This is a genomic window from Stenotrophomonas rhizophila (assembly GCF_001704155.1).
Lineage (GTDB): Bacteria > Pseudomonadota > Gammaproteobacteria > Xanthomonadales > Xanthomonadaceae > Stenotrophomonas > Stenotrophomonas rhizophila_A.
In genome coordinates this window covers 330,950-351,797 of the sequence record NZ_CP016294.1, presented here as the reverse complement: position 1 = coordinate 351,797, position 20,848 = coordinate 330,950, and the positions used below count along the sequence as shown (strand labels likewise).

The 20,848-nt window shown below is 67.0% G+C and carries 26 protein-coding genes; 8 read left to right on the top strand and 18 right to left on the bottom strand.

Annotated features, from left to right (window positions below; translation table 11 throughout):
- Positions 1-82 precede the first annotated feature (82 nt).
- From BAY15_RS01395 to BAY15_RS01385, 3 genes are all read left to right on the top strand, one after another.
- Positions 83-619 carry a carboxymuconolactone decarboxylase family protein gene (locus BAY15_RS01395; protein WP_068848288.1) on the top strand — a complete coding sequence of 179 codons (537 nt, stop codon included), beginning with the start codon at positions 83-85 and terminating at the stop codon, positions 617-619.
- Between the two features lie 78 nt (positions 620-697).
- Positions 698-940 carry a hypothetical protein gene (locus BAY15_RS01390; protein WP_068848286.1) on the top strand — a complete coding sequence of 81 codons (243 nt, stop codon included), beginning with the start codon at positions 698-700 and terminating at the stop codon, positions 938-940.
- A 110-nt stretch (positions 941-1,050) separates the two neighbouring features.
- Positions 1,051-1,611, top strand: a complete 561-nt coding sequence (locus tag BAY15_RS01385; RefSeq protein WP_068848284.1) for a hypothetical protein — start codon at positions 1,051-1,053, stop codon at positions 1,609-1,611.
- Positions 1,612-1,617: 6 nt separating this feature from the next.
- Here the strand turns inward: BAY15_RS01385 and BAY15_RS19685 are convergent, their stop codons facing one another.
- Genes BAY15_RS19685 through BAY15_RS01375 form a run of 3 tightly spaced genes read right to left on the bottom strand, consistent with a single transcriptional unit; the run spans position 1,618 to position 2,694 of the window.
- The gene (locus BAY15_RS19685; protein ID WP_428999292.1) at positions 1,618-1,899 is read right to left on the bottom strand and encodes a Fic family protein; all 282 of its coding nucleotides are present in this window, start codon (positions 1,897-1,899) and stop codon (positions 1,618-1,620) included.
- Entirely contained in the window at positions 1,818-2,216 is a 399-nt protein-coding gene (locus tag BAY15_RS19475) for a hypothetical protein (RefSeq protein ID WP_237334300.1), read from the bottom strand. Before BAY15_RS19475 ends, BAY15_RS19685 begins: the two co-directional genes overlap by 82 nt.
- Positions 2,209-2,694, bottom strand: coding sequence for a helix-turn-helix domain-containing protein (locus tag BAY15_RS01375; protein WP_068848282.1), 486 nt, complete (start codon positions 2,692-2,694; stop codon positions 2,209-2,211). Before BAY15_RS01375 ends, BAY15_RS19475 begins: the two co-directional genes overlap by 8 nt.
- Positions 2,695-3,015: 321 nt before the next feature.
- Between BAY15_RS01375 and BAY15_RS01370 the strand changes: the two genes are divergently transcribed.
- Positions 3,016-3,588, top strand: coding sequence for an Ax21 family protein (locus BAY15_RS01370; protein WP_068854490.1), 573 nt, complete (start codon positions 3,016-3,018; stop codon positions 3,586-3,588).
- A gap of 205 nt (positions 3,589-3,793) precedes the next feature.
- Here the strand turns inward: BAY15_RS01370 and BAY15_RS01365 are convergent, their stop codons facing one another.
- The 5 genes from BAY15_RS01365 to BAY15_RS01345 form a co-directional block, all read right to left on the bottom strand.
- The gene (locus tag BAY15_RS01365) at positions 3,794-4,819 is read right to left on the bottom strand and encodes an NAD(P)H-dependent glycerol-3-phosphate dehydrogenase (RefSeq protein WP_068848280.1); all 1,026 of its coding nucleotides are present in this window, start codon (positions 4,817-4,819) and stop codon (positions 3,794-3,796) included.
- A 14-nt stretch (positions 4,820-4,833) separates the two neighbouring features.
- Positions 4,834-5,349: a protein-export chaperone SecB gene (secB, locus tag BAY15_RS01360; protein WP_068848278.1), complete on the bottom strand. Its 516-nt coding sequence runs from the start codon at positions 5,347-5,349 to the stop codon at positions 4,834-4,836.
- 104 nt (positions 5,350-5,453) lie between these two features.
- Complete coding sequence (locus BAY15_RS01355; protein WP_068848276.1) at positions 5,454-5,891, bottom strand: rhodanese-like domain-containing protein; 438 nt, start codon at positions 5,889-5,891, stop codon at positions 5,454-5,456.
- Between the two features lie 73 nt (positions 5,892-5,964).
- The gene (locus tag BAY15_RS01350; protein ID WP_068848274.1) at positions 5,965-6,399 is read right to left on the bottom strand and encodes a hypothetical protein; all 435 of its coding nucleotides are present in this window, start codon (positions 6,397-6,399) and stop codon (positions 5,965-5,967) included.
- 30 nt (positions 6,400-6,429) lie between these two features.
- Complete coding sequence (locus tag BAY15_RS01345; protein WP_068848272.1) at positions 6,430-6,900, bottom strand: YiiD C-terminal domain-containing protein; 471 nt, start codon at positions 6,898-6,900, stop codon at positions 6,430-6,432.
- Positions 6,901-6,943: 43 nt separating this feature from the next.
- On the opposite strand from BAY15_RS01345, the gene BAY15_RS01340 reads away from it, so the two are divergent.
- From BAY15_RS01340 to BAY15_RS01330, 3 genes are all read left to right on the top strand, one after another.
- Positions 6,944-7,720: a uroporphyrinogen-III synthase gene (locus tag BAY15_RS01340; protein WP_068848270.1), complete on the top strand. Its 777-nt coding sequence runs from the start codon at positions 6,944-6,946 to the stop codon at positions 7,718-7,720.
- A gap of 108 nt (positions 7,721-7,828) precedes the next feature.
- Complete coding sequence (locus tag BAY15_RS01335; protein WP_068848268.1) at positions 7,829-8,800, top strand: uroporphyrinogen-III C-methyltransferase; 972 nt, start codon at positions 7,829-7,831, stop codon at positions 8,798-8,800.
- 3 nt (positions 8,801-8,803) lie between these two features.
- Complete coding sequence (locus BAY15_RS01330; RefSeq protein ID WP_068848266.1) at positions 8,804-10,117, top strand: heme biosynthesis protein HemY; 1,314 nt, start codon at positions 8,804-8,806, stop codon at positions 10,115-10,117.
- 62 nt (positions 10,118-10,179) lie between these two features.
- Here BAY15_RS01330 and BAY15_RS01325 read toward each other — a convergent pair whose 3' ends face one another.
- On the bottom strand, positions 10,180-11,475 hold the full coding sequence (locus BAY15_RS01325; protein WP_095362474.1) for an acetyl-CoA C-acetyltransferase: 1,296 nt from the start codon (positions 11,473-11,475) through the stop codon (positions 10,180-10,182).
- Between the two features lie 92 nt (positions 11,476-11,567).
- Between BAY15_RS01325 and BAY15_RS01320 the strand changes: the two genes are divergently transcribed.
- The gene (locus BAY15_RS01320; protein WP_068848262.1) at positions 11,568-12,455 is read left to right on the top strand and encodes a hypothetical protein; all 888 of its coding nucleotides are present in this window, start codon (positions 11,568-11,570) and stop codon (positions 12,453-12,455) included.
- Between the two features lie 108 nt (positions 12,456-12,563).
- Here the strand turns inward: BAY15_RS01320 and BAY15_RS01315 are convergent, their stop codons facing one another.
- The 9 genes from BAY15_RS01315 to BAY15_RS01275 form a co-directional block, all read right to left on the bottom strand.
- Positions 12,564-13,193, bottom strand: a complete 630-nt coding sequence (locus BAY15_RS01315) for a superoxide dismutase family protein (RefSeq protein ID WP_068848260.1) — start codon at positions 13,191-13,193, stop codon at positions 12,564-12,566.
- Positions 13,194-13,246: 53 nt separating this feature from the next.
- Positions 13,247-13,816 (bottom strand): superoxide dismutase family protein, encoded by a 570-nt coding sequence (locus tag BAY15_RS01310; RefSeq protein ID WP_068848258.1) that lies wholly within the window; start codon positions 13,814-13,816, stop codon positions 13,247-13,249.
- A 91-nt stretch (positions 13,817-13,907) separates the two neighbouring features.
- Entirely contained in the window at positions 13,908-15,356 is a 1,449-nt protein-coding gene (gene ntrC, locus BAY15_RS01305; RefSeq protein ID WP_068848256.1) for a nitrogen regulation protein NR(I), read from the bottom strand.
- Complete coding sequence (locus BAY15_RS01300; protein WP_068848254.1) at positions 15,346-16,407, bottom strand: two-component system sensor histidine kinase NtrB; 1,062 nt, start codon at positions 16,405-16,407, stop codon at positions 15,346-15,348. The genes ntrC and BAY15_RS01300 overlap by 11 nt, the downstream gene beginning before the upstream one ends.
- Positions 16,408-16,479: 72 nt before the next feature.
- On the bottom strand, positions 16,480-17,415 hold the full coding sequence (locus BAY15_RS01295; RefSeq protein WP_208856120.1) for an HAD family hydrolase: 936 nt from the start codon (positions 17,413-17,415) through the stop codon (positions 16,480-16,482).
- A gap of 90 nt (positions 17,416-17,505) precedes the next feature.
- Positions 17,506-18,048, bottom strand: coding sequence for a hypothetical protein (locus BAY15_RS01290; protein ID WP_068848251.1), 543 nt, complete (start codon positions 18,046-18,048; stop codon positions 17,506-17,508).
- 10 nt (positions 18,049-18,058) lie between these two features.
- Positions 18,059-19,231 carry a murein transglycosylase A gene (mltA, locus tag BAY15_RS01285; RefSeq protein WP_068848249.1) on the bottom strand — a complete coding sequence of 391 codons (1,173 nt, stop codon included), beginning with the start codon at positions 19,229-19,231 and terminating at the stop codon, positions 18,059-18,061.
- Between the two features lie 71 nt (positions 19,232-19,302).
- A complete protein-coding gene (locus tag BAY15_RS01280) occupies positions 19,303-20,040 on the bottom strand; it encodes an N-acetylmuramoyl-L-alanine amidase (RefSeq protein WP_068848248.1) in 738 nt (245 codons plus the stop codon).
- Between the two features lie 167 nt (positions 20,041-20,207).
- Positions 20,208-20,504 carry a hypothetical protein gene (locus BAY15_RS01275; RefSeq protein WP_068848246.1) on the bottom strand — a complete coding sequence of 99 codons (297 nt, stop codon included), beginning with the start codon at positions 20,502-20,504 and terminating at the stop codon, positions 20,208-20,210.
- Positions 20,505-20,848: the final 344 nt, after the last annotated feature.

The window sequence follows — 20,848 nt, the reverse complement described above, 5'->3', positions numbered from 1 at the left end:
ACAGACACCAAACGTCCCGACCGGGTTCCTATTATGCCCATCAACCGGCCACCCCGCGCCGGCATTCAAAGGAATCCACACCATGTCCCGTATCCCGCTGATCAACGCCGCCGACACCACCGGCGAACGCCAGGCCCTGCTCGGCCAGATCCATTCCGCCTTCGGTGCCACCCCCAACATGTTCCGTGCCGTTGCCAATTCCACCGCTGCCCTGAAGAGCATGTGGGGATCGTTCGGCGCGCTGGGCGGCGGCATCATTCCGGCCGCGCTGGGCGAGAAGATCGCCGTGGCCATCGCCAACCGCAACGCCTGCGAGTACTGCCTGGCCGCGCACACCGCACTGGGCCGCAAGGCCGGTGCCAGCAGCCAGGAAATGAGCGCCGCGCAGGGCGGTGAGTCCGATGATCCCAAGACAGCTGCCGCGCTGCACTTCGCGCTGCGCGTGGTGGAAGGCCGTGGCCAGATCGACGATGCCGATGTCGCCCAGCTGCGGAACGTGGGCTTCAATGATGAAGCGATCGTCGAAATCCTCGCCCACGTCGCGTTGAATCTGTTCACCAACTACGTCAACGTCGCCTTTGCGGTGCCGGTCGATTTCCCCGGCGTCAAACTGCGTTGATTCCAGCGGTCCGTGCTGGCCGGGTTCCGGCCAGCCAACCCAGGTGTTCCCTCCGTCCTGTTGCGTGAGACTACGGCAATGACCACAACCTACCGCCCGATCAACTGCGAGTTCCACGATGTGCTGGAAGCCACCGCCACCAGCCAACGCCGCGTGACCATCGTGTACGTGGACGCGGCGGGAGAGGAATGCACGGCGCTGGCACGGATCACGGACCTGCGTGCGAAGGAGGGCGCCGAGTACATGCACCTGGACGACGGAAGCGTCGTGCGCCTGGATGCCATTGCGAGCGTGGACGGCGTGCGGCTGGCCGCGTTCTAAAACCTTGGTATGCAGCCTGGTGTCCGCGCCGGTCCAACCGTGCATACCAAGAGATGGCTGTGCGCAACCGGTGCCGGATCGATAGTGGGGCCTCACCCAAGGAGTCCACCATGTCCGACATCATCATCACCGACAAGCTGCTGTCCGCCTCCGCCTACACCGCGATCATCAACGCGCCGATCGAGAAGGTGGACATCGCGGACTGGCTGTTCAACCTGCCCGAAGCGGAGTATCAGCGCTGCTGCCCGCCCGACCATATCTCCGCTGGCTCGACCCGCACCGACGATGGCACGCGCATGTCCATCAATGTCGAGATGATCGGCAAGACGCTGATGGTCCAGCACTACGTGGCCGAAATTGCCAGGCCAAGCCTGTGCCGCATGGTATCCACGTCGGACGCGTTCACGCCCAACGGTCGCACGCGGGTGCAGGTGATCTGGACGCTCAGCGTGAAAAAGATCGACGAGAACACCTGCGAATACACCAACAGCGTCGTGGCCCACCCCACGCAGGAATTCTTGGACTTCATCGCCGAACACGGCACGCCGTTCGAAGACGCGGCCGACGCCCGCCAGCGCGATGGCGGCAACCACAACAGCCGCGAGACCCCGTTGTTCGCCGCCAGCATCGAGAGACATGCGCTGGCTTCGGCTGCAAGCCGGCTGCTTTGACGTTGGTCAGCTTCTGACGAAGGCGAGCAAAGAAGCAATGTCTCCGCAGTCCGCCTTCCTGATGGCCGCCAGGTATTCCTGGCGGACCATTGGGCCGTGGGGAGCAGGCCCCCACGAAAACTGCTCGCCCCCATGCCTGAGCAGGAACATGTCAGCCATCACACGCGAGCAGCGGCCATTCCCATTTGGGAAAGGATGAATGAAGGTCAGCTGGTGGTGGAGGCGCACGGCCTGCTCATCAAGGGGGTAGGTTCCAAACTCCTGCCAGGCGTGTGCATTGTCGAACAGCTGCCGCAGTTGCGTTGCAATCTGATAGGGGCAACGCCGATGTTTCGTTCGGTCTGGCGGAAGGTCCCTGCCCAGTCCCACACTTGGTTGAACATGCGTTCGTGGAGCTGGCGCAGGAATGCCTCGCTGTTTACGACGACGTCCTTCCTCCTGATCTGGGCACGGGCCCAGCGCATTCCCTGGAGAATGTTTTCGCCCTCTGCATCATTGAGGTCGGTACGTGTTGCTACCCATCCAAGCTTCAGGCCACGCGCTTCATCGGGATCGAGCGGCGTCTGCCCCTCGTCCAGTGCATCGTGGAAGTACGGGTCAGCCAACGGGTAGCTCCCGCCACAACATACTGTCCGGGATTGCCGCCTCGGCCTGCAGTAACAAGTGTCGGCGCAGCGTCTCGGATACGGCCTGGTCCTCCAGGTTCATGTGTACGGAGGCCCGATCGATTTCCGTGCTGTAGAGCTGCAGGCGACGCTGGTCCACCGCAGCCTGCAGCGGTTGACGAGGCACGACCAGTACCACCAGCTCGCAATCGAGCGCGGTTGCCGCGCGTCGAAGCGTGTCGATCTGGACCGTGCCCGCCCGCTCATTGCTTTCCAGCTTTGCCACCGCAGCCGGAGACACTCCCAGCCGCCTTGCAAGATCTGACTTGGACATTCCCAACGCTTCGCGCGTTCCCGCGATCCACCCACCGCCGGGCGTGCGCGGTAGCTTGGGAAGCATGTCGCGAAGGCGGCTGCCAACTTCATCCAGCCGTGCCCGGGCAAGTCTGCGCATCTGCGAACCATCTCTGGATGACATGGGGCCACCTGTGGCGTTGAGGCTTCATCCTACAATGTAACCTATAGTTATCTTTTTGCGGCGTCTTTTGTAACCTATAAGTTACGTTATTAGCTATCTAGCATTACCTATAGGTGCGCCCTATCGCTTGCCGGAGCGGTTAAGAGGACGCTTCCACCAAGTTCCCTGAACGCGCCCTTCATTCATGTACCGGTCAGTTCAATATTCAGGGTTGATTAGATCGCCTAACGGATAATTCACACCTGTCGACCGTCCTTCTCTCTCCCCTCCCCAAGGGGGACGGTCGGCAAAACCAAATAATAAAAAGGTGTGTTCCCGATGATGAAGACCTCCCTGCTTGCCTTGGGCCTGATTGCTGCCCTGCCGTTCGCTGCTTCGGCTGCCGATGGCCTGTCGTACAACTACGTGGAAGGCGGCTACGTGAACACCGATACCAAGGGCGGCTCCGCCGACGGTTGGGCGGTGAAGGGCTCGGCCGCGATTGCGCCGAACTTCCATGTCTTTGGCGATTACAACTCGCAGGAAACCGACCGCGGCAACGTTGATGTTGACCAGTGGCGCGTGGGCCTGGGCTACAACTACGGCATCGCGCCGACCACCGACCTGGTGGCCCGCGTCGCCTACCAGAAGTTCGATCCGAAGGAAGGCCTGGATTTCAACGGTTACGCCACCGAAGTGGGCGTGCGCACCGCGTTCACCCCGATGATCGAAGGCTACGCGATGGCCGGCTACGAAGACTTCAGCAAGAAGCACGGCATCAACCCGGACGGCGAGTTCTACGGCCTGGTCGGCGCGCAGGCCAAGTTCAACCAGAACTGGGGCCTGAGCGGCCAAGTGAAGCTGGCCAAGGGTGGCGACAAGGAATGGTTCGTCGGCCCGCGCTTCACCTGGTAAGCCTGTAGCTGCACGGTACGTTGTTGGATGGCGTGATCTCTCTCTCCCTCACGCCATGAAGCCCGGCTTAGTAGGCCGGGCTTCACTTATATGGTGCCTACCTCGTCGGGGTGCCACGCAGAAACCCAGCGGAAGCTGGGTTTTCGCGTTCTGGGCATCCGGGCGGGGTTAAAAAAAACCCCGGCAATGCCGGGGTTTTTCCTGATCATTTGAACAGCGTGTCCGGATACTCCGGCTTCTGTTCGCGCGCCAACAGCGCGCGCAGGCCTTCTTCCGGGGTCTGTTCGCCGTGCAGCACGGCGCGGACCCGGTCGGAGATCGGCAGGTCGATGCCGTGGCGACGGGCCTGGCGCATGACTTCGTCGGCGGTCTGCACCGATTCCACCACTTGGCCGATTTCGCGGATCGCGTCCTGCAGTGACTGCCCACGCCCCAGCGCCAAGCCCAGGCGACGGTTGCGCGAGAGATCGCCGGTGCAGGTCAGCACCAGGTCACCCAAGCCTGCCAGGCCCATCAGGGTCTCCGGCTTGGCGCCAATCGCAGCGGCCAGGCGCAGCATCTCGTTGAGGCCGCGGGTAATCAGACCGGCACGGGCGTTGAGGCCCAGCTGCATGCCATCGGCCACACCGGTGGCCACGGCCAGCACGTTCTTCATGGCGCCACCGAGTTCGGCACCGACCATGTCGTCGCCGGTATAGGCGCGGAACGCCGGGCCATGCATGGCTTCGGCCACCTGCTGGGCGAACTCGGCATCGTCGCCGTGCACGGTAATCGCGGTGGGCAGGCCCAGCGTGACTTCCTTGGCGAACGACGGGCCGGTAACCACCGCCAGCGGCACTTCCGGCCCGAGGACCTCGCGCGCCACTTCATGCAGGAAACGCCCGGAGCCGGGTTCGAAGCCCTTGGTGGCCCAGGCCACGCCGGCAGCCGCCGGGCGCAGCGGCGCCAGCGCGCGCACGGTTTCACCGAACGCGTGCGACGGCACCACCACCAGGATCCAGGTGGCATCCTTGACGGCCGCAGTCAGGTCCGTGGTGGCGCGCAGGGATTCCGGCAACGGAATACCCGGCAGGTAGCGGGTGTTCTCGTGGCGCTGGTCGATGGCCTCGACCATCGCCGCGTCGCGGCCCCACAGCACGGTCTGGCGACCGTGCCGTGCAAGCAGGCTGGCCAGGGCGGTGCCCCAGGAGCCGGCGCCGAGAACGGCGACCTTGTCTGCGTTGTTGCTCATTGCTGCAGCGCCGATCAGGCGTTGCCGGCCGGCTCGGAATCGGCGAGCGAGGTTTCGCCCTGTTCCTGGCGCTGGCGCAGGGTTTCGGCGTACAGGCCTTCGAAGTTGATCGGCTGCAGGAAGAACGGCGGGAAGCCGCCGGCCTGGATCAGCTCGCTCACCAGCGAACGCACGTACGGGAACAGGATGTTCGGGCACTGGGTGCCCAGCAGCACGTCGATCGACTGCGGGTCCAGGCCGACCAGGCCGAACACGCCGGCCTGCTGCACTTCGGCCACGTAGGCGGTCTTGTCGCCGGCCTTGCAGGTCAGGGTCACGGCCAGCACCACTTCGAAGGCGCTCTCACCCAGGCGCTGCACGCGCTGGTTCAGGTTGAGCTGCAGCTCCGGCTGCACGGCTTCGTTGAACACGGCCGGGGCGTTGGGCGATTCAAAGGAAACGTCCTTGACGTAGATCTTTTCGACGGTGAACGCGGGGCCGGTGGCGGCGTCGGCCGGCGCGATGGCGCCGTTGGTGTTCGCTTCGGACATTTCCTGTTGCTCCAGAATGAATGCTGTAAAAACGGATTGTTACATGCCCTGCGATGGGGGCGTGTGGCGGCGCGCACAAGGCATGCCGCGCAATCCGGGCAAAATCAGTTGCGGCCCTTGACCAGCGGCAGCTCGGCCTGCTGCCAGGCGGGCAGGCCGCCGTCGAGCACGTGCACCTGCTCGAAACCGGCCTTCTTCAAGGCCTTGGCTGCGGTTTCAGAGGCGGTGCCGGTACGGCACACCAGCACCACCGGGCGCTGTTTGGCGTTGGCCACCAGCTTGTGCTCCGGCCCGAACTGGGCAGGCTGCACGTTGCGGCTGCCGGCAATGTGGCCCTTCTCGAAATCGGTGCTCGCCGACAGGTCGACCACGACCGCGCCGCCAGCATTGATCAGCTGGGTCAGCTCGGCCGGCTTGATCGACTTGTAGCCGCGCAGCAGGCGGCGCACCTCGGTGACGAGGATGGCGACGGTCAGGCCCACGAAGGCCATCGACAACATCGGGTTTCGGCCGGCAAAGGCCAGCAACTCTTCGTAATTCACTTAGATCACGGGTCGATTAGCGGGCGCCGATTGTCGCACATGCGGGCGAACCGGCGTCCAGCCCTGGGCCAGCTCAGGATTCCTGCCACAGGTCCGGCAGCCCACTGGCCTGCAGCCAGCGCTTGCCCTCGGCATCCCAGCGCCAGATTTCCTTGACCCGCACCGAACGTTCGGACTGGGTGTTGATATTGATCACCCGGACCTCGGCATTGCGGCCGATCCGGCCGTCGGGCAGCGGCACGTTGTCGCCGGCGCGGTAGCTGGAGATCTTCACCTGCTCGAACCTGCGCAGTTCCAGGTCGGTCAGCGGGTGCTCCTTGGCGTAGGCCGGGTCCAGGTACGGCAGCATGTCTTCCACGGTGCCCCAGCGCATGGTCGAGTCGTACTTGACCTGGGTTTCCTCGAGCTGCTTGCGCTGCTTCTTGGTGGTTTTCTGCTCGCCGGCGAATGCCGACACGGAAGTCAGGGCCAGCAAGGCCAGCAGCAGGATCTGGAAGGTGCGACGCATGCGAATTCCCCAATCGGCAAGGCGCCCATCCTACCGCCTTGCGAAGGCAACGAAACGTCCGGTCAGTTCAGCTGCGGGCTTGCCGGCCTCGCCGGGCTGGCGGGCCACCACCTCGATGCGGGCCTTGCCGCGCTGGGCGAAGGTGGCCAGGAAGGTGTCCCAGTCCGCATCGTCGGCCGCCTGCGCCTGGGCCAGCAGGTCCTCGTAGACCGGGGCCAGGTAGCGCACGTGGCTGTCGGCCACGTAGACATCGGCATCGAAGCCGGCCAGACGCAGGCGCAGGGTGACCAGCGCCCAGCCGGACAGGGTCAGCGCGGAAGACAGGCTGCCGCCGAAGGCGTTGCCCTTGTCATTGACGTTGGCGGCCAGCGGCGCGCGCAGGGCCAGCACGCCATCGGCATAGGCGTCCACGCGGATCTGCATGGCCGCTACCGGTGGCATGCGCTCCAGCACCTGCTGCAGTGCGGCCAGATGCGCAGGGAGGGAATCTTGTTCAGACATCAGTACGGCGACGTTGCAACGAAGGCCTCGCATAATGCCCGCAATGAACAGCCACGCACATGTGCCGGATTGGACCCTGGTGTCGCTGCGCCCGCGCGGCCAGCACGCACCGCTGCGGCGCGCGGCCGAAGCGCTGGGCGCGCAGGTGATCGGCTTGTCGCCGTGGGCCCTGGTGGCGCGCCACGATGCGGGCACCCGCGCGGCCCTGGCCCAGGCGCTGGGCGCGGACCGCGTGGTGTTCAGCAGCCCGGCGGCGGTGCATGCCGCCGCGCGGCTGCAGCCGCTGCAGGCCCCGCACGCCGGCACCTGGCTGGCGGTAGGCGCCGGCACTGCCGCTGCGCTGCGCGGGCATGGCGTTGACAACGTGGTGGCTCCCACCCGGATGGACAGCGAAGGCCTGCTCGACCTGCCGGCGCTGGCCCAGCTGCAGGGCCTGCGCGCGGCGCTGGTTACCGCCCCCGGCGGGCGCGGCATCATCGCCAGTACGCTGCAGGAACGTGGCGCGACGTTGCAGCGGGTGGATGTTTACCAGCGCAGAGCGCTGCGCCTGCCGCCCCGGCAACTGCAGCGGCTGCGCCACCAGGCCGGGCCGTGGGTGCTGGCGCTGAGCAGTGCCGAGGCCCTGGCGCTGCTCAGCCAACAGCTGCCGGCGGACCTGCTGGCGCAGCTTCGCCAGGCGCATGTGGTGGCCGCCAGCGAGCGCTTGGCCGCTCTGGCGACGGACGCCGGATTCACCCGGGTCACCCTCGCCGCCGGCCCGCTGCCGGCACAGCTGGCGCAGGCCGCACACGCGGCTGTCACCACCGCAGCAACTTCCTGAACAGGGGTCGTTTGCGGCCTTGCAGGGCCTGCGGGCGGCGAGCGATGCTGTGCACTTCGTCGATCGCCAGCTCGTGAATGCACCGGCGCGGTCGACAAGGATGCCTGCATGAACGACATGGTTCCGCCCCCGCCCCACCGACCGCTGCGCTGGATCGTGCCGCTTGCCGCGCTTGCGGTGGTGGCCGGTGGCGCCGCGTGGGGCTGGACCCAATGGCAGGCGCAGCAGGCGCGTGTCGCGCAGCGCGAGGCCGATGCCGCCGTGCTGGTGCAGGGCCTGGCCGGAAGCGTGGAAGCGCTGCGCCGCGACCAGCGCTCCACCTCGCAGCGGGTGCAGGATGCGGCCGCCACCAACCGGGTGCTGCGCGATGAAATGCTGGGCCTGAGCCAGCGCAACGCCCTGCTGGAAGAGAACCTGGCACGGCTGGCCGACAGCACCCGCCACAACGCGCAGGCGCTGCAGCTGGAGGAGGCCGAACTGCTGCTCAGCCAGGCCGGCCAACGCCTGGCCTTCGCCGATGACGTGGAGGGCGCCAAGCGGCTGTATGCACTGGCCGCCACGGCGCTGGAAGACGTCCAGGGCACCGAATTCCTCAACCTGCGCCAAGCGCTGATGCAGGAACGCAATGCGGTCGATGCCCTCGGCCCGGGCGTGCGCGCCGGCATCAACCAGCGCCTTGGCAGCTTCTCGCAGTCGCTGCTGGCGTTGCCGGAACAGATCGCTCCGGCGACGGACACCGCTGCGCCGCCGTGGTGGCACCACGTGCTGGCCCCGTTCGTGACCATCACCCCCACCGCAGTGCAGGGCCCCCTGACCCGCGCCGAGCGCACCGCCGCGTGGGATTCGCTGCAGTTGGAGCTGACCCTGGCCCGTGCCGCGGTTGAACGCGGCGACCAGGCCGGTTTCGAACAGGCATTGGACCGGGTGGTGCTGTGGATGCCGCGGCTGTGGCCGGATTCACCCGGCCTGCGCGAGCGTCGTGGTGAACTGCAGCAGTTGCGCACCCAAGTGCTACGCCCGCCGCTGCCCGAACTGGGCAGCACCCTGCAGCAACTGCGCGCCATGCGCGATGGGAGTTGATACATGAAGCCGATTCAATCCGTGGTGGTGCTGTTGCTGGCCGTGGTACTGGGCGTGGTGGCCGCGCAATGGCTGGGCACCGAATCGCTGCGCCAGTACGGCGAGGTGATCTACCGCGCCGGCGGCAACGATTACCGCTCCACCGTGCCGCAGGTGGCACTGATGGTGCTGGTGGGCCTGCTGGTGCTGTGGCTGCTGTGGAGCCTGGTGGCCTCGCCGTTCCGTGCCTGGGGCCGCTACCGCCGCAAGCAGGGCCGCGCCCGCCTGATCGAAGGCATGCAGGCGCACGAGTACGGCCACTGGCAGCGCGCCGAGAGGCTGCTGGGCACCGCCGCCGAAGACGAAGAAGTGAGCGCGGTGGCCTACGTGACCGCCATCCGCAGCGCCGAAGCGCGCGGGGACCAGGCCGCGGTGGACCAGTACCTGCAGCGCCTGTCCACCACTGATGCCACCGCCTATGCGCTGATGCAGGCCGAACGCCTGCTGCAGCAGGAGCGCCCGGTTGATGCGATCAACGCGCTGGATGCCCCGGGCATCCAGCCGCTGCCGCCACGCGGCCTGTGGCTGCGCACCGAAGCGTTGGCACGTGCCGACCGCGCGCACGAGGCCTACGGCCAGCTGGGCGCGCTGCGCAAGCAGAAGGTGCTGCCCGATGAGGCCGTGGCCGAACTGGAAGTGCGCCTGGCCGCGCAGTCGCTGCTGGAGGCGGGCGATGTGAATGCGCTGGCCGCGCAGTGGGAAGCCACCCCGAAGGCCCTGCGCAGCGACCCCGATGTGGTGTCGGCCTACGCGCTGCGCGCCGTGGCGCTGGATTGGGATGAACCGGCCCTGCTCAACCTGGAACAGGCGCTGGATACGCGCTGGGACGAATCGCTGGTGACGCTGTACGGTCAGATGCCGGTGGAGAAGCTGGCCACCCGCCAGGCCAATCTGCAGCGCTGGCTGGGCCAGCAGCCGTCCAGCCCGGCCCTGCTGCTGGCGCTCGGCCGCATCGCCGCGCGCCAGGGCGAGCACGTCCAGGCCGAGGATTACCTGCACCGTGCCATCGCCGCCGGCGCCGGCTCCCCCGCCTGGGAAGCGCTGGGTGAGGTTTTCACCGCACGCGGCGAACCCGCGCTGGCCGCGCAGTGCTACATCAACGCCCTGCGCCAGCAGCGCGGCGAAGACAGCGTGGTGCTCGCCCGCCCGGTCGCCCCACTGGCGGCCGTAGTGCCCGAACGCGCCACGGTCGAAGAACAATCCTTGATGAGCGAACCGCTGCCGGTGCGTGACATCCATCGCGACGAGCGCGATGAATACGGCAACCCAATCCGCTGACGCCGTCCCCAACAAAAAGGCCGCCCAACCGGGCGGCCTTTTTTTTGCGCGATGCGAACGACTCAGCGTTCGACGATCGCCACCACGCCCATGCCGCCGGCGGTGCAGATCGACACCAGCGCGCGGCCACCGCCGCGTTCGGCCAGCTGCTTGGCCGCCGTGGCGATCACGCGCGCCCCGGTAGCCGCAAACGGATGGCCGGTGGCCAGCGACGACCCCAGCGGATTGATCTTGGCCGGGTCGATCCTGCCCAGCGGCGCATCCAGGCCCAGGCGGTTGCGGCAGTAGTCTTCGCTTTCCCACGCCCGCAGGGTGCACAGCACCTGCGCGGCGAAGGCTTCATGGATTTCGTAGATGTCGAAATCCTGCAGCGTCAGGCCATTGCGCTTGAGCATTTCCGGAACCGCGATGGTCGGCGCCATCAGCAGGCCTTCGCCGTGCACGAAATCAACGGCGGCCACCTGCGAATCACGCAGGTAGGCCAGCGGCTCGTGGCCATGCGCGCGCGCCCATTCCTCGCTGGCCAGCAGCACCGCCGACGCACCATCGGTGAGCGGGGTGGAGTTGGCGGCGGTGAGCGTGCCACGCCCGGAGACCTTGTCGAAGGCCGGCTTCAGCGTGGCCAGCTTTTCCAGCGAGGTGTCCGCGCGCAGGATGTTGTCGCGCTCCACGCCACGGAACGGCGCGATCAGGTCATTGAAGAAACCACGTTCATAGGCCGCGGCCAGCTTCTTGTGCGAGGACACCGCCCACTCGTCCTGCGAATCGCGGGAGATGTTCCACTCCTTGGCCATGTCTTCGCAGTGGTCGCCCATGCTCTTGCCGGTGCGCGGTTCGGCCACGCCCGGGAATTCCGGCTTCAGTTCGCCCAGCTTGAAGCCGCGCACGATCGCCTTGATCTTGTCGCCGGTGGTCTTGGCGCGGTTGGCGGCCAGCAGGCGCGCGCGCAGCTTCTTGCCGTACACGATCGGCACGTCGGAGGTGGTGTCCGAACCGCCGCCGATGCCCGATTCGATCTGGCCCAGCGCGATCTTGTTGGCCACCGCGATGATCGTGTCCAGCGAGGTGCCGCAGGCGCGCTGCATGGTGATGCCCGGGGTGAGCGGGGACAGGCCCGAAGACAGCGTGGCTTCGCGGCCCAGGTTCCAGTCGCTGGAATGCTTGATCACCGCGCCCATCGCCACTTCGCCCAGCTGTTGCCCGTGCAGGCCGAACCGTTCCACCAGCGCGCCGAGCGTACGTACCGACATGCCCAGGTTGCCAACGTCCGAATAGGCGGTGTTCTGGCGGCAGAACGGAATGCGGACGCCACCGAGAATGGCGACGGGACGAGCGTTGGGCATGGAGATACCTGGCATGGGAGGGGTGTCTGCAACATGGCCTGCACGAAGGAGCAGGCATAATGGGGCCAAGTGTAGCTGCCGCCCTGTGATGGGCCAACTGTGAACCCATGAGCAAACCCGACCCCGGCATGAATGCCCTTGGCGTACTGGCATTGGAACTGGCCGGAGGAGACGCCCCCCGCCACGCGGCCCTGACATCCGCGCAGGCGGGCGAACTGGCCGACCGCGTTGGCCGCGACCTCGCCAAGCTGGTGCCCGGCGTGAGCGGACTCGATTTCGTGTTCGCCGGCGCCCATTTCGACCCCGCCGAAGTTCTGCGCCCCGGCTGGCCGATCCACCGCCGCCTGGAAGAACTGCAGATGCGTGCGCCCGGCCGCAACGAAGGCCCGCGCCTGCTGGCGTTCGGCGCCGGTGCCGACGGCGAAGTGCCGCTGCCGTTCCAGGCCGATGCGAGCCTCACCGGCGGTGGCCTGCGCGTGGTGCCGTTCCTGCTGACGGGCACCGACGTGGCCCAGACCACGGCCGTAGCCGAAGCACTGGAAGAGGTGCTGCTGGCCCAGGGCATGGCCCAGGCCGATACCGCCCTGCAGGCGCAGAACGCCTTCGGCGCGCAGATCGAGCACGCCCGGTATTTCACGGTGAACGACCTGGCCGCGATGATGTCGATGCAATACGACAACCAGGGCCTGGCCGAGTTGTGGCCGCTGATAGAAACGGCGCTGATGGCGCCGCAGTCTGAGCAGTGGCTGGACAGAGCGCCGGAACCGCTGCTTCGATACGCTGACGGCGAAGTGCGTATGGCACTGTTCGATCCGGCCGGCTGGTGCAGCTACTACAGCCACGACAAGGGCAACTGCGATCGCCTGCAGGGCATTTACGAGCAGTACCTGATGCGCCAGCGGCAGATGGCTGCCGTGCTGGAAGCGCACGGGCTGCCGGTGCTGTTCGTGCATTGCGAAGCGGGCCAGGATGCGCGGGAATTGTTGACCCGCTGACGGTGACGCCGCGCCGCCACGCAGGGCGTGGCGCTACCGTTCAAGAAAAACGCCGGCGATGCCGGCGTTCTTCGTTTCACGGGGCCGGCCAACGGCCGGCGCTACCGGTTACGGTGCGGCTTTGATGACCGCACACGCCAGGCGCGCACCGGCGTTGCCGGTCGGCTGGGTCTTGTAGTCGTCCGGGTCGGCATGCACGATCAGGCCACGACCGATGATGTCGCTGTCGTTGCCTTCGCCGATGTTGACGTTGGTCGACACGGCTGCATCCACCACCGCGTTGCCCTGGGCGTCGGCCTTGATGTTGGGGATGTCGCCACCGTGGTGCGGGGTGGTGGCCACGTTGCCGTGGTCTTCCTTGCTCGGGTTGAAGTGGCCGCCAGCGCTGTCGCCGTTCGGCGCGCTGCAGTCGCCCTTCTCATGGATGTGGAAGCCGTGTTCGCTGTTCGGCTTCAGGCCGCTGACCTGGCCCTTCACGTGGACCTTGCCGTCGACCACGCTGAAGGTCACGTTGCCCTTGACGTCATTGCCCTGGGTCGGCGCAAGGTCGGCCACGGCGGTGTGGTTGGCGTGGGCTTCGCTGGTCATGGCCGGCGGCGCTTCGGTGGTGCGCGCGGTTTCGGCGATCGGCGGGGTGGCGGTGGCGGGATCGGCGGCGGGCGCATCAGCCGGCTTGTTGCAGGCGGTCAGGCCGATGGCGGCAATGGCGGCGAACAGTGAGGTATGGATCAGGCGCATGTGGATCTCCTTGCGGGTAACGAGGGAAAAAGCGACGTCATTGGACAGCGCGTTCAGCGCGTGACCCGGATGACGCCGCAGGCGATTCGGGCGCCGGCGTTACCTGCCGGCTGGCTGCGGTAATCGTCGGCGTTGGCATGAACCACCAGCGCACGGCCAACGATGTCGGTGGCTGCACCGCCGCCGAGGGTAACCGCTGGCAGGCGTACATCGACGCTGACCCGGCCCTGCGCGTCGGCGCGCAGGTTGTCCATGTCGCCAATGTGATGTGCCCCAGCGCTGTTGCGGCCATGCGGCTGGTTGAACGGGTTGAAATGCGCCCCCGCGCTGCTGGCGTCAACGGCACTGCAGTCACCGCGCTCATGCACGTGGAACGCGGCGGTCTGCAACGGCTGCAGCCCACCGATGGTGCCGGTGATATGCACGCCCTGCGCATCGGGCACCAGCACCAGACGGCCGCTGACAATACTTGCCGAGGCAGGCGCCAGGTTGGCTTCGGCCAGCTTGGCGGTGCTCACCACCGGTACGGCCGGCACCGGCGCGCTGCGCTGCTCGGGCGCGGAACCACAGGCGGCCAACACCAGCAGTGACGGGATCAGCAGGGCGAGGTGGGAACGACGCATGTGGAACTCCTTCTGTGCAAACTAACGTCATGGTCGTCCACGGACCATGAAAGGCACCGCGACGCGGTGCTTACATGCCATGAACAGGGATTCATCCGCCGCGCCGGCGCCCGGCGCCGAGCTTGCGGGTCAGCGTGTTGCGGCCCATGCCCAGGCGCGCGGCGGCTTCGGCACGGCGGCCGTGGGTGATCTGCAGGGCCGCCTCCAGCAACGCCTGGTCCACCCGGTCGCGCACCTGCGCATGCAGGCCTTCGGCGCCCTCGGCCAGGCGCTGACGCGCCCATGCAGACAGCATGGCTTCCCACTGGCTGGGATCGCCCTGCGCGCGGGTGCGCGGCCCGGCACCGCGGTGCAGCGCGCTGTCCACATCGGCCACGCCGATGGTGTCGGATGCGGCCAGTGCGGCCATGCGCCAGCACACGTTTTCCAGCTCGCGCACGTTGCCCGGCCAGTCGTGCTCGCGCAGCGCCTGCAGCGCAGCGGCGGTGAGCCGTTTGGGCGGCGTATCCAGCTTGCGCGCGGCGGCGGCCAGGAAGGTGTCGGCCAGCTGGGCGACGTCATCGCGGCGCTCGCGCAGCGGCGGCAGGCGCAGCCGCACCACGTCCAGCCGGTGCAGCAGGTCGGCGCGGAAGCGGCCCTGCGCCACCAGCGTTTCCAGGTCCTGGTGGGTGGCGGCGATCACGCGCACATCCACCCGGATCAATTCGCGGCCACCCACACGGAAGAACTCGCCTTCGGCCAGCACGCGCAGCAGGCGGGTCTGCAACGGCAGCGGCATGTCCCCGATTTCATCCAGGAACAGCGTGCCGCCATTGGCCTGCTCGAAGCGGCCTACATGGCGGCGCTGCGCGCCGGTGAATGCGCCGGCTTCATGGCCGAACAGCTCGCTTTCCAGCAGTTCGGACGGAATGGCGGCGGTGTTGAGCGCCACGAACGGGCCCTGCACGCGCGGCGATTCGTGGTGCAGCGCATGCGCCACCAGTTCCTTGCCGGTGCCGGTTTCGCCGTTGATCAACACCGACAGCGGCGCCTGCGCGAGGCGGCCGATGGCGCGGAACAGCGCGCGCATGGCCGGCGTGTCGCCGACCAGCTGCGGGCGCTGGTCAGGCGCGGGCTCCACTGACGGGAGGCTGGGCTCGACCAGGGTGGTGTCCGGCTCCGGCAGCACGCGCTGGGCCAGGGCCACCGCATCGTCCAGATCGAACGGCTTGGACAGGAATTCCTGCGCGCCGCCACGGAACGCACCGGCGGTGCTGGCCACATCGGTATAGGCCGACATCACGATCACCGGCAGTTGCGGGTGCGCGGCCTTGAGCTTGTCCAGCAGCACCAAGCCATCATCGCCCGGCATGCGCACATCGGTGAACAACAGGTCCGGGGCGGGTTGGCCGGAGAGCATCTCCAAGGCCGCCGCCGCGCCATCGAAGCCTTCCACCGCATAGCCCGCATCGCGCAGCGCGGTGCACAGCACGAAACGTACCGCGCGGTCGTCATCCACCACCCAGACACGCTGGGCGGTGGCCTGGCTGTCATCCGCCATGCGCGGTCTCCTCGGCAGCGGGGGTGCCCTGCCCGATCGGCAGATGCACGGTGAATACGGTATGCCCCGGGCGCGAGCGGTAGGTCAGCGTGCCGCGGTGTTCCCGTGCCACCTGCTGGGCCAGCGCCAGGCCCAGCCCGGTGCCTTCGGCGCGGCCGCTGACCAACGGCAGGAACAGGTGCTCGGCCAGCGTTTCGGGCACGCCACGGCCGTCATCGGCGATCTCCAGGCGCAGCGCCATCGGCTGCAGCTGGTCGCCGATGCGCACGCCATGTTCCACCCGGGTGCGCAGGGTGACGGTACCCGCCCCGGCCTGGATCGCATTGCGCACCAGGTTCCATATCGCTTGGGTGAGACGGTCGGCGTCGCCGTCGAATTCGGGAATGCTGGGGTCGTAATCGCGCTGCAGGCGCACCGCCCAGCCGCCTTCGCTCTCGGCCAAGCGCAGCACGCGCTCCAGAGAGGCGTGGATGTTGAGGGGCGCATGCGGCGCGGCCGGAGCCGGCGACAACAACTGTTCCAGCAGCCCGTTCAGCCGTTCGATCTCCGAGCCGATCAGCTCGATCAGCTCGCGCTCTTCCGGGTCGCGCTGGGCGCTGCGACGGGCCAGCAGCTGGGCCGCGCCCTTGAGGCCGGCCAGCGGGTTGCGCAGCTCGTGGGCCAGGCCTTTGAGGGCGGCACTGAGGGCGCTGGGCAGGGCCTGGGTCGGGTCCAGCCCGGGGAATTCATCCACCGGGTGCGCTTCCAGCAGCCAGCCATCTTCCTCATGCCGGCTCAGCCAGCCTTCGGCAAAGCGCGGGGCCTCGCCGGGCAGGGCCAGCGCCAACCGGTGCAGGCGCAGGGTGTCGCGCTCGCCGCGCGCCAGGAAGTGCGCCAGCGCCTCGCCCTGCACCTCCAGCGAGGCCAGCGGCTGGCCGAGCAGGCGCCGCACGCTTACCCCCAGCCAGCGCGCAAAGGCCGGGTTGCAGCCGGCGACGCGGCCTTCGGCATCGGCCCAGGCGACCGGGGTGCCAAGGACTTCGAGGGACGGAGACGGTGGTGCGGGGGTCATTGCACCAATGTAGTGCAAAACGAGGGTCTATTTCCCCTTCCGTCCGGCACCACGCAGCCACGCAGCCCGCCGCTAATCCACGAACACCTTCGCCCAGTCCTCCCGGACACTGACCAGCGGCCACCCGCGCTCCTTCGCCAGCGCCACCGACTTCTGGGCGCCCGAGGTATACGCAATTTCCCGCTCGTCATCATCGTGGGTAACCAGCAACGCCAGCGAGGCGCCCTTTCCCTGCGTGGCGAACTGCAGCATCTGGATGTCGCCATTGGAGTTGCCGGCAGCGAAGATCGGGCGCGCGCCAATCCGGCTCCAGATCCGTACCACTTTGTTGGGGCCATCATCGAACACCTCCAGTTTCGAGGTGTGGACCACCTTGCCGATGCCGTCTTCTTCGCGGTACTGCAGCGCGACGGTGGTGCCGACCACGCGCTCGGGCGGAACGCCGTACAGCTCGCGGGTGATCGGCCGCATGAAATCGCGTCCGCCACCGGACACGATGTAGTTGGTGAATTGATTGGCTTCCAGGTACTGCAGCAGCTCGCGCATGGGCGCGTAGGCGGTTTTCAGGTAGGGGCGTTTCAGCACCGGGTTCTCCGCGCTGCGCAGGAACTGGTCGGCCTTGCTGGCGAACGACTCCACGTCATCTTCGGCATAGGCCGAAAGCAGGCCGGCCGCCATTTCCTTGAGCGTGGTGTCATCGCCTTCGTAATGCTTGGTGATGACATCGCCCAGCCACTCCTGGTCCATTTCATGAAGGGCTTTCCAGGGTTGCCGGTCGCGTAGCGACGGGTCTGCTTCAGCCTGTTCGGCAATGCGGCGCAACAGGAAGTCGGCCTGGATCGGCATGGGCTTCTCGCACCACAGGCAGCCGTCGTTGTCGAACACAGCGATCCGTGCGGCCGGCGGCACGTAGTCGGGGCCGTCCTCCAGGGTTACCCGTGCGACGAAGGCGATGATGGCCTGGCGCGTGGCGCCGGCGTTCCAGCTTTTGAGCAGTCCTTCGTGCATGGATATGACTCGAGGGGGCTTGAAGCTGGAATGCTAGCCCTCGCGCGCGGCGGCTACCTGCGCAGAATCACTGCGCCGGGCGCAGTAGTTCTACTGGGTGCGGCGCCTCAACGCCATGATCGCTTCCGGCAGCTCGATACGCATCTGTTCGCGCAGGGCCTCGGCAACCGCGTGGTAGCGGCGGCGCTGGATGAAGTAGCAGTACACGAACAACCCCAGCATCATCAGCATCGGCCAGGTGGAGGCGGCCACCATCGGCATGGCCACGCACAGCACCGCAATGGCCAAGGTCATCCAGTTGCAGATACCTTCCACCCGTACCTGGTTGCGCCTGGCGTCCACCACCACCAGGCCGCGCATTACCGGGTAGTAGCGCCCGGTGAAGCTGGTGAAGAAGCTTTCGCGGAATGCCATGCGGCCATCCGGCAGTGGACGGAATACCATCGGCATCCAGTCCGACGTGGCCACGTCGCGCTCCAGGCAGTTCAGCACCAGTCGGTGGCGCATCTCCGCGGTGGCGGGAATCCGCTCGTTGAACAGGCGGATGCCCGTTCGGAAGTAGAACGGGCTCCAAGCCAGTTGCAGCACGATCTCCAGGACCATCACGCCGACCACCAGGTACCAAAGTGCCATGTGGGTGTCCTCAGCGGCCGACGGGAGTGTGGGGCAGTGCTGCACCCTTCGGCCACAGCAGCCACAGGTTGCCCTTCTGCTTCATGTCCCCCGCCAGCTTGCCGGCGGCGTCGCCCGTGCCCCAGTACAGGTCGGCGCGGACTTCGCCGGCGATTGCGCCGCCGGTGTCCTGCGCGGCCACCGGGCGCACCACCGGGCGGCCATCCGGGCGCGTGGTGGACAGCCACAGCAGGCTGCCCAGTGGCACCACGGTGCGGTCCACCGCCACGCTGTAGCCGGCGGTAAGTGGCACGTTCAACGAGCCGCGTGGACCTTCGTCGCCGTCCGGCCCCTTGGTGAAAAACACATAGCTGGGGTTGCTGGCCAGCAGCTCGGTCACGCGCTGCGGGTGCGCATCGGCCCAGGCGCGGATCGCGTCCATGGTGACGTCTTCCTTCTTCAGCTCACCCTGCTCCACCAGCCAGCGGCCGATCGGGCGGTAGGGATGGCCGTTCTGGTCGGCGTACGCGATGCGCAGCTGGCGGCCGTCGTCCAGGCGGATCCGGCCCGAACCCTGTATCTGCAGGAACTGCAGGTCCATCGGGTTGGACAGCCAGGCCAGCACGGGCGCGTTGACGCCCTTGGCGAAGATCTTTGCTGCGTCGTCGTAGGGGCGAAGCACGCGGCCTTCCACGCGGCCGCGCAGGCGCTTGCCTTTGAGTTCCGGGTACAGGTCATCGAGCTGCACGCTGACCATGTCGGTCGGCACGCCGTAGACCGGTACGGACGTCCTGGCAGTGCGGATGAGGCTGCCGCTGTACACCGGCTCGTAGTAGCCGGTGATCAGCCCATCGGCGCGGTGGCCACCGGCACGCAGCGAATAGACCTCCAGATGGTCCTGCAGGAACTGGCGGATGGCCGTTGGGGTGTTGGCGATGTTGGCAGCCGCCACGCAGGTGGGCGCCCAGGTGGCGTCGCTCTTCAGCCGCGGGCAGGCGCTGCGCCAGGCGCTGAAGCCGGCCTGCAGGTCGCTGTCGCTGACGGCGGGGAGCGCTTTCCAGTCCGCCTTTGCGTAGGTGGCGGGACTTGCAGACGGCGGCGCATCGGACTTGGGAGTGCTGACGCTGCAGGCGGTCAGCAGGGACAGACCTAGAAGGGTCAAGGCAGGGTGCCTGATTGCAGCGGTGATGCGCTTGGCCTTCATGGATGCTCGTTCTGGGCGGTATCAGCGATTGATTGTAGGGGGTTGCTGAAGCAGCTGACCAACCGGCCGCTCTACCGCTGCAGGAGCAGCGAATGCAGGATGCGGGCGTCATCGACGTCGAGCGTGGGCGGCAGGTCGTCGCGGCCACGGAAACGGCGGTGGAAGGCGCCGGCGGCGGCGGCGCGGTCGTCAAGCGGGTAGCCGAACGCCTGCAGGGCCAGCCACGGGTCGAAGCCCTCCGGCGCCGGGCCGTCACTGGCGCGGGGCCAGACGCCGAAACCTGCTTCGGCCAGCTGCTGCCACGGGAAGTAGCGGCTGGGGTCCTGCTTGCGGGCCGGTGCCAGATCGGCGTGGGCGATGATCTGGGTGCGCGGGATGTTCAGACGGGTGCACAGATCGTCCAGCAGGCGGATCAACGCGGCGATCTGGTCCGCGGCAAATGGACTGCTGCCGTCGTTGTCGATCTCGATGCCGATCGACGCGGAGTTGAGGTCGGTGATGGTGCCCCAGCGGCCGCCGCCGGCATGCCAGGCACGGCGGTTGTCGGCCACCAGCTGGTAGAGGCGGCCATCCGAGCCCACCAGGTAATGCGCACTGACCTTGCCACCGCTGTTGGCGGTACGCAGGGTGTACAGGCTCTGTTGCACGCTGTCCTGGTCCGTGTGGTGCAGCACGATGATGACCGGGTTGCGCACGTTGTGGTTTGGCGAAGGCACCCACGTGGCGAGCGGGCTGCGCACGTCGGTGCTGGCGCACGCGGCAAGCAGGAGGGTGGCGAGCAGCACGAGCGGGTGGCGGACTTGGCGCATCACCCGATTGTGCTTGATTCGAGAGCGGGTTGCGCGGGTCCTGGCCTCACGACGAGGATGCGAGTCCTGGATCGCGAAGTCTCACCCGCACAGATTCGGTGTCCACGTGCCTGCGCGGGTGATGAACGACGCCGTGCGTTCCCCGTGGCCCTGAACTTTCTTCCTTCTCAACCCCGAACGAACGACAGGTTGTAGAGGAATGGCAGCCATGCAAGGAGGGCCAGTGCAATCTCAAGGATTCGCGCCCTCCTCCAATCGGTGATCCTGATGATGATCGCCATTGTCTGGATCAACAGCACCACCACGCCTGCCTGAACAACCTGCAGCGCACGCTCCGGGTTCAGATCGTAGACGTCAAACAGGCCGAGGGCTCCAGACGTGTATCTGTTATAGGCCACCGCATGGAACAGCGCCGCGCAAACGATCCAACCGACGTAGTAGACGATGTTGATCAGGCTCTTCATTCGGCTGCCTGAAAGGATGGATAGTCGTGGCGAGGCAGAAATCGTAGTGCAACACGATGCTCACCGGGTTGCGCACGTTTTGGATCGGGGAGGGCAGCCACGTGGCCAGCGGCTGCGCAAGGCGCATTCTACGAGCTACCTGGTGTCACGAGGGATTGCGCGATCAATGAACCAGACAAACGCGGTGTAAAGAAGGCCGCTCATTACGCCGATGAGCGAGAAGAGGATGAGTCGCCTGGGTGCCCAGTCAACCCAGAATTTCGGATTGGACCAAATTGCTTCCCAGGCACCGCGCGCGAACCCACCCTCCAGGACTAGCCAGCCCACCAAAGCCCCGGCAGCTC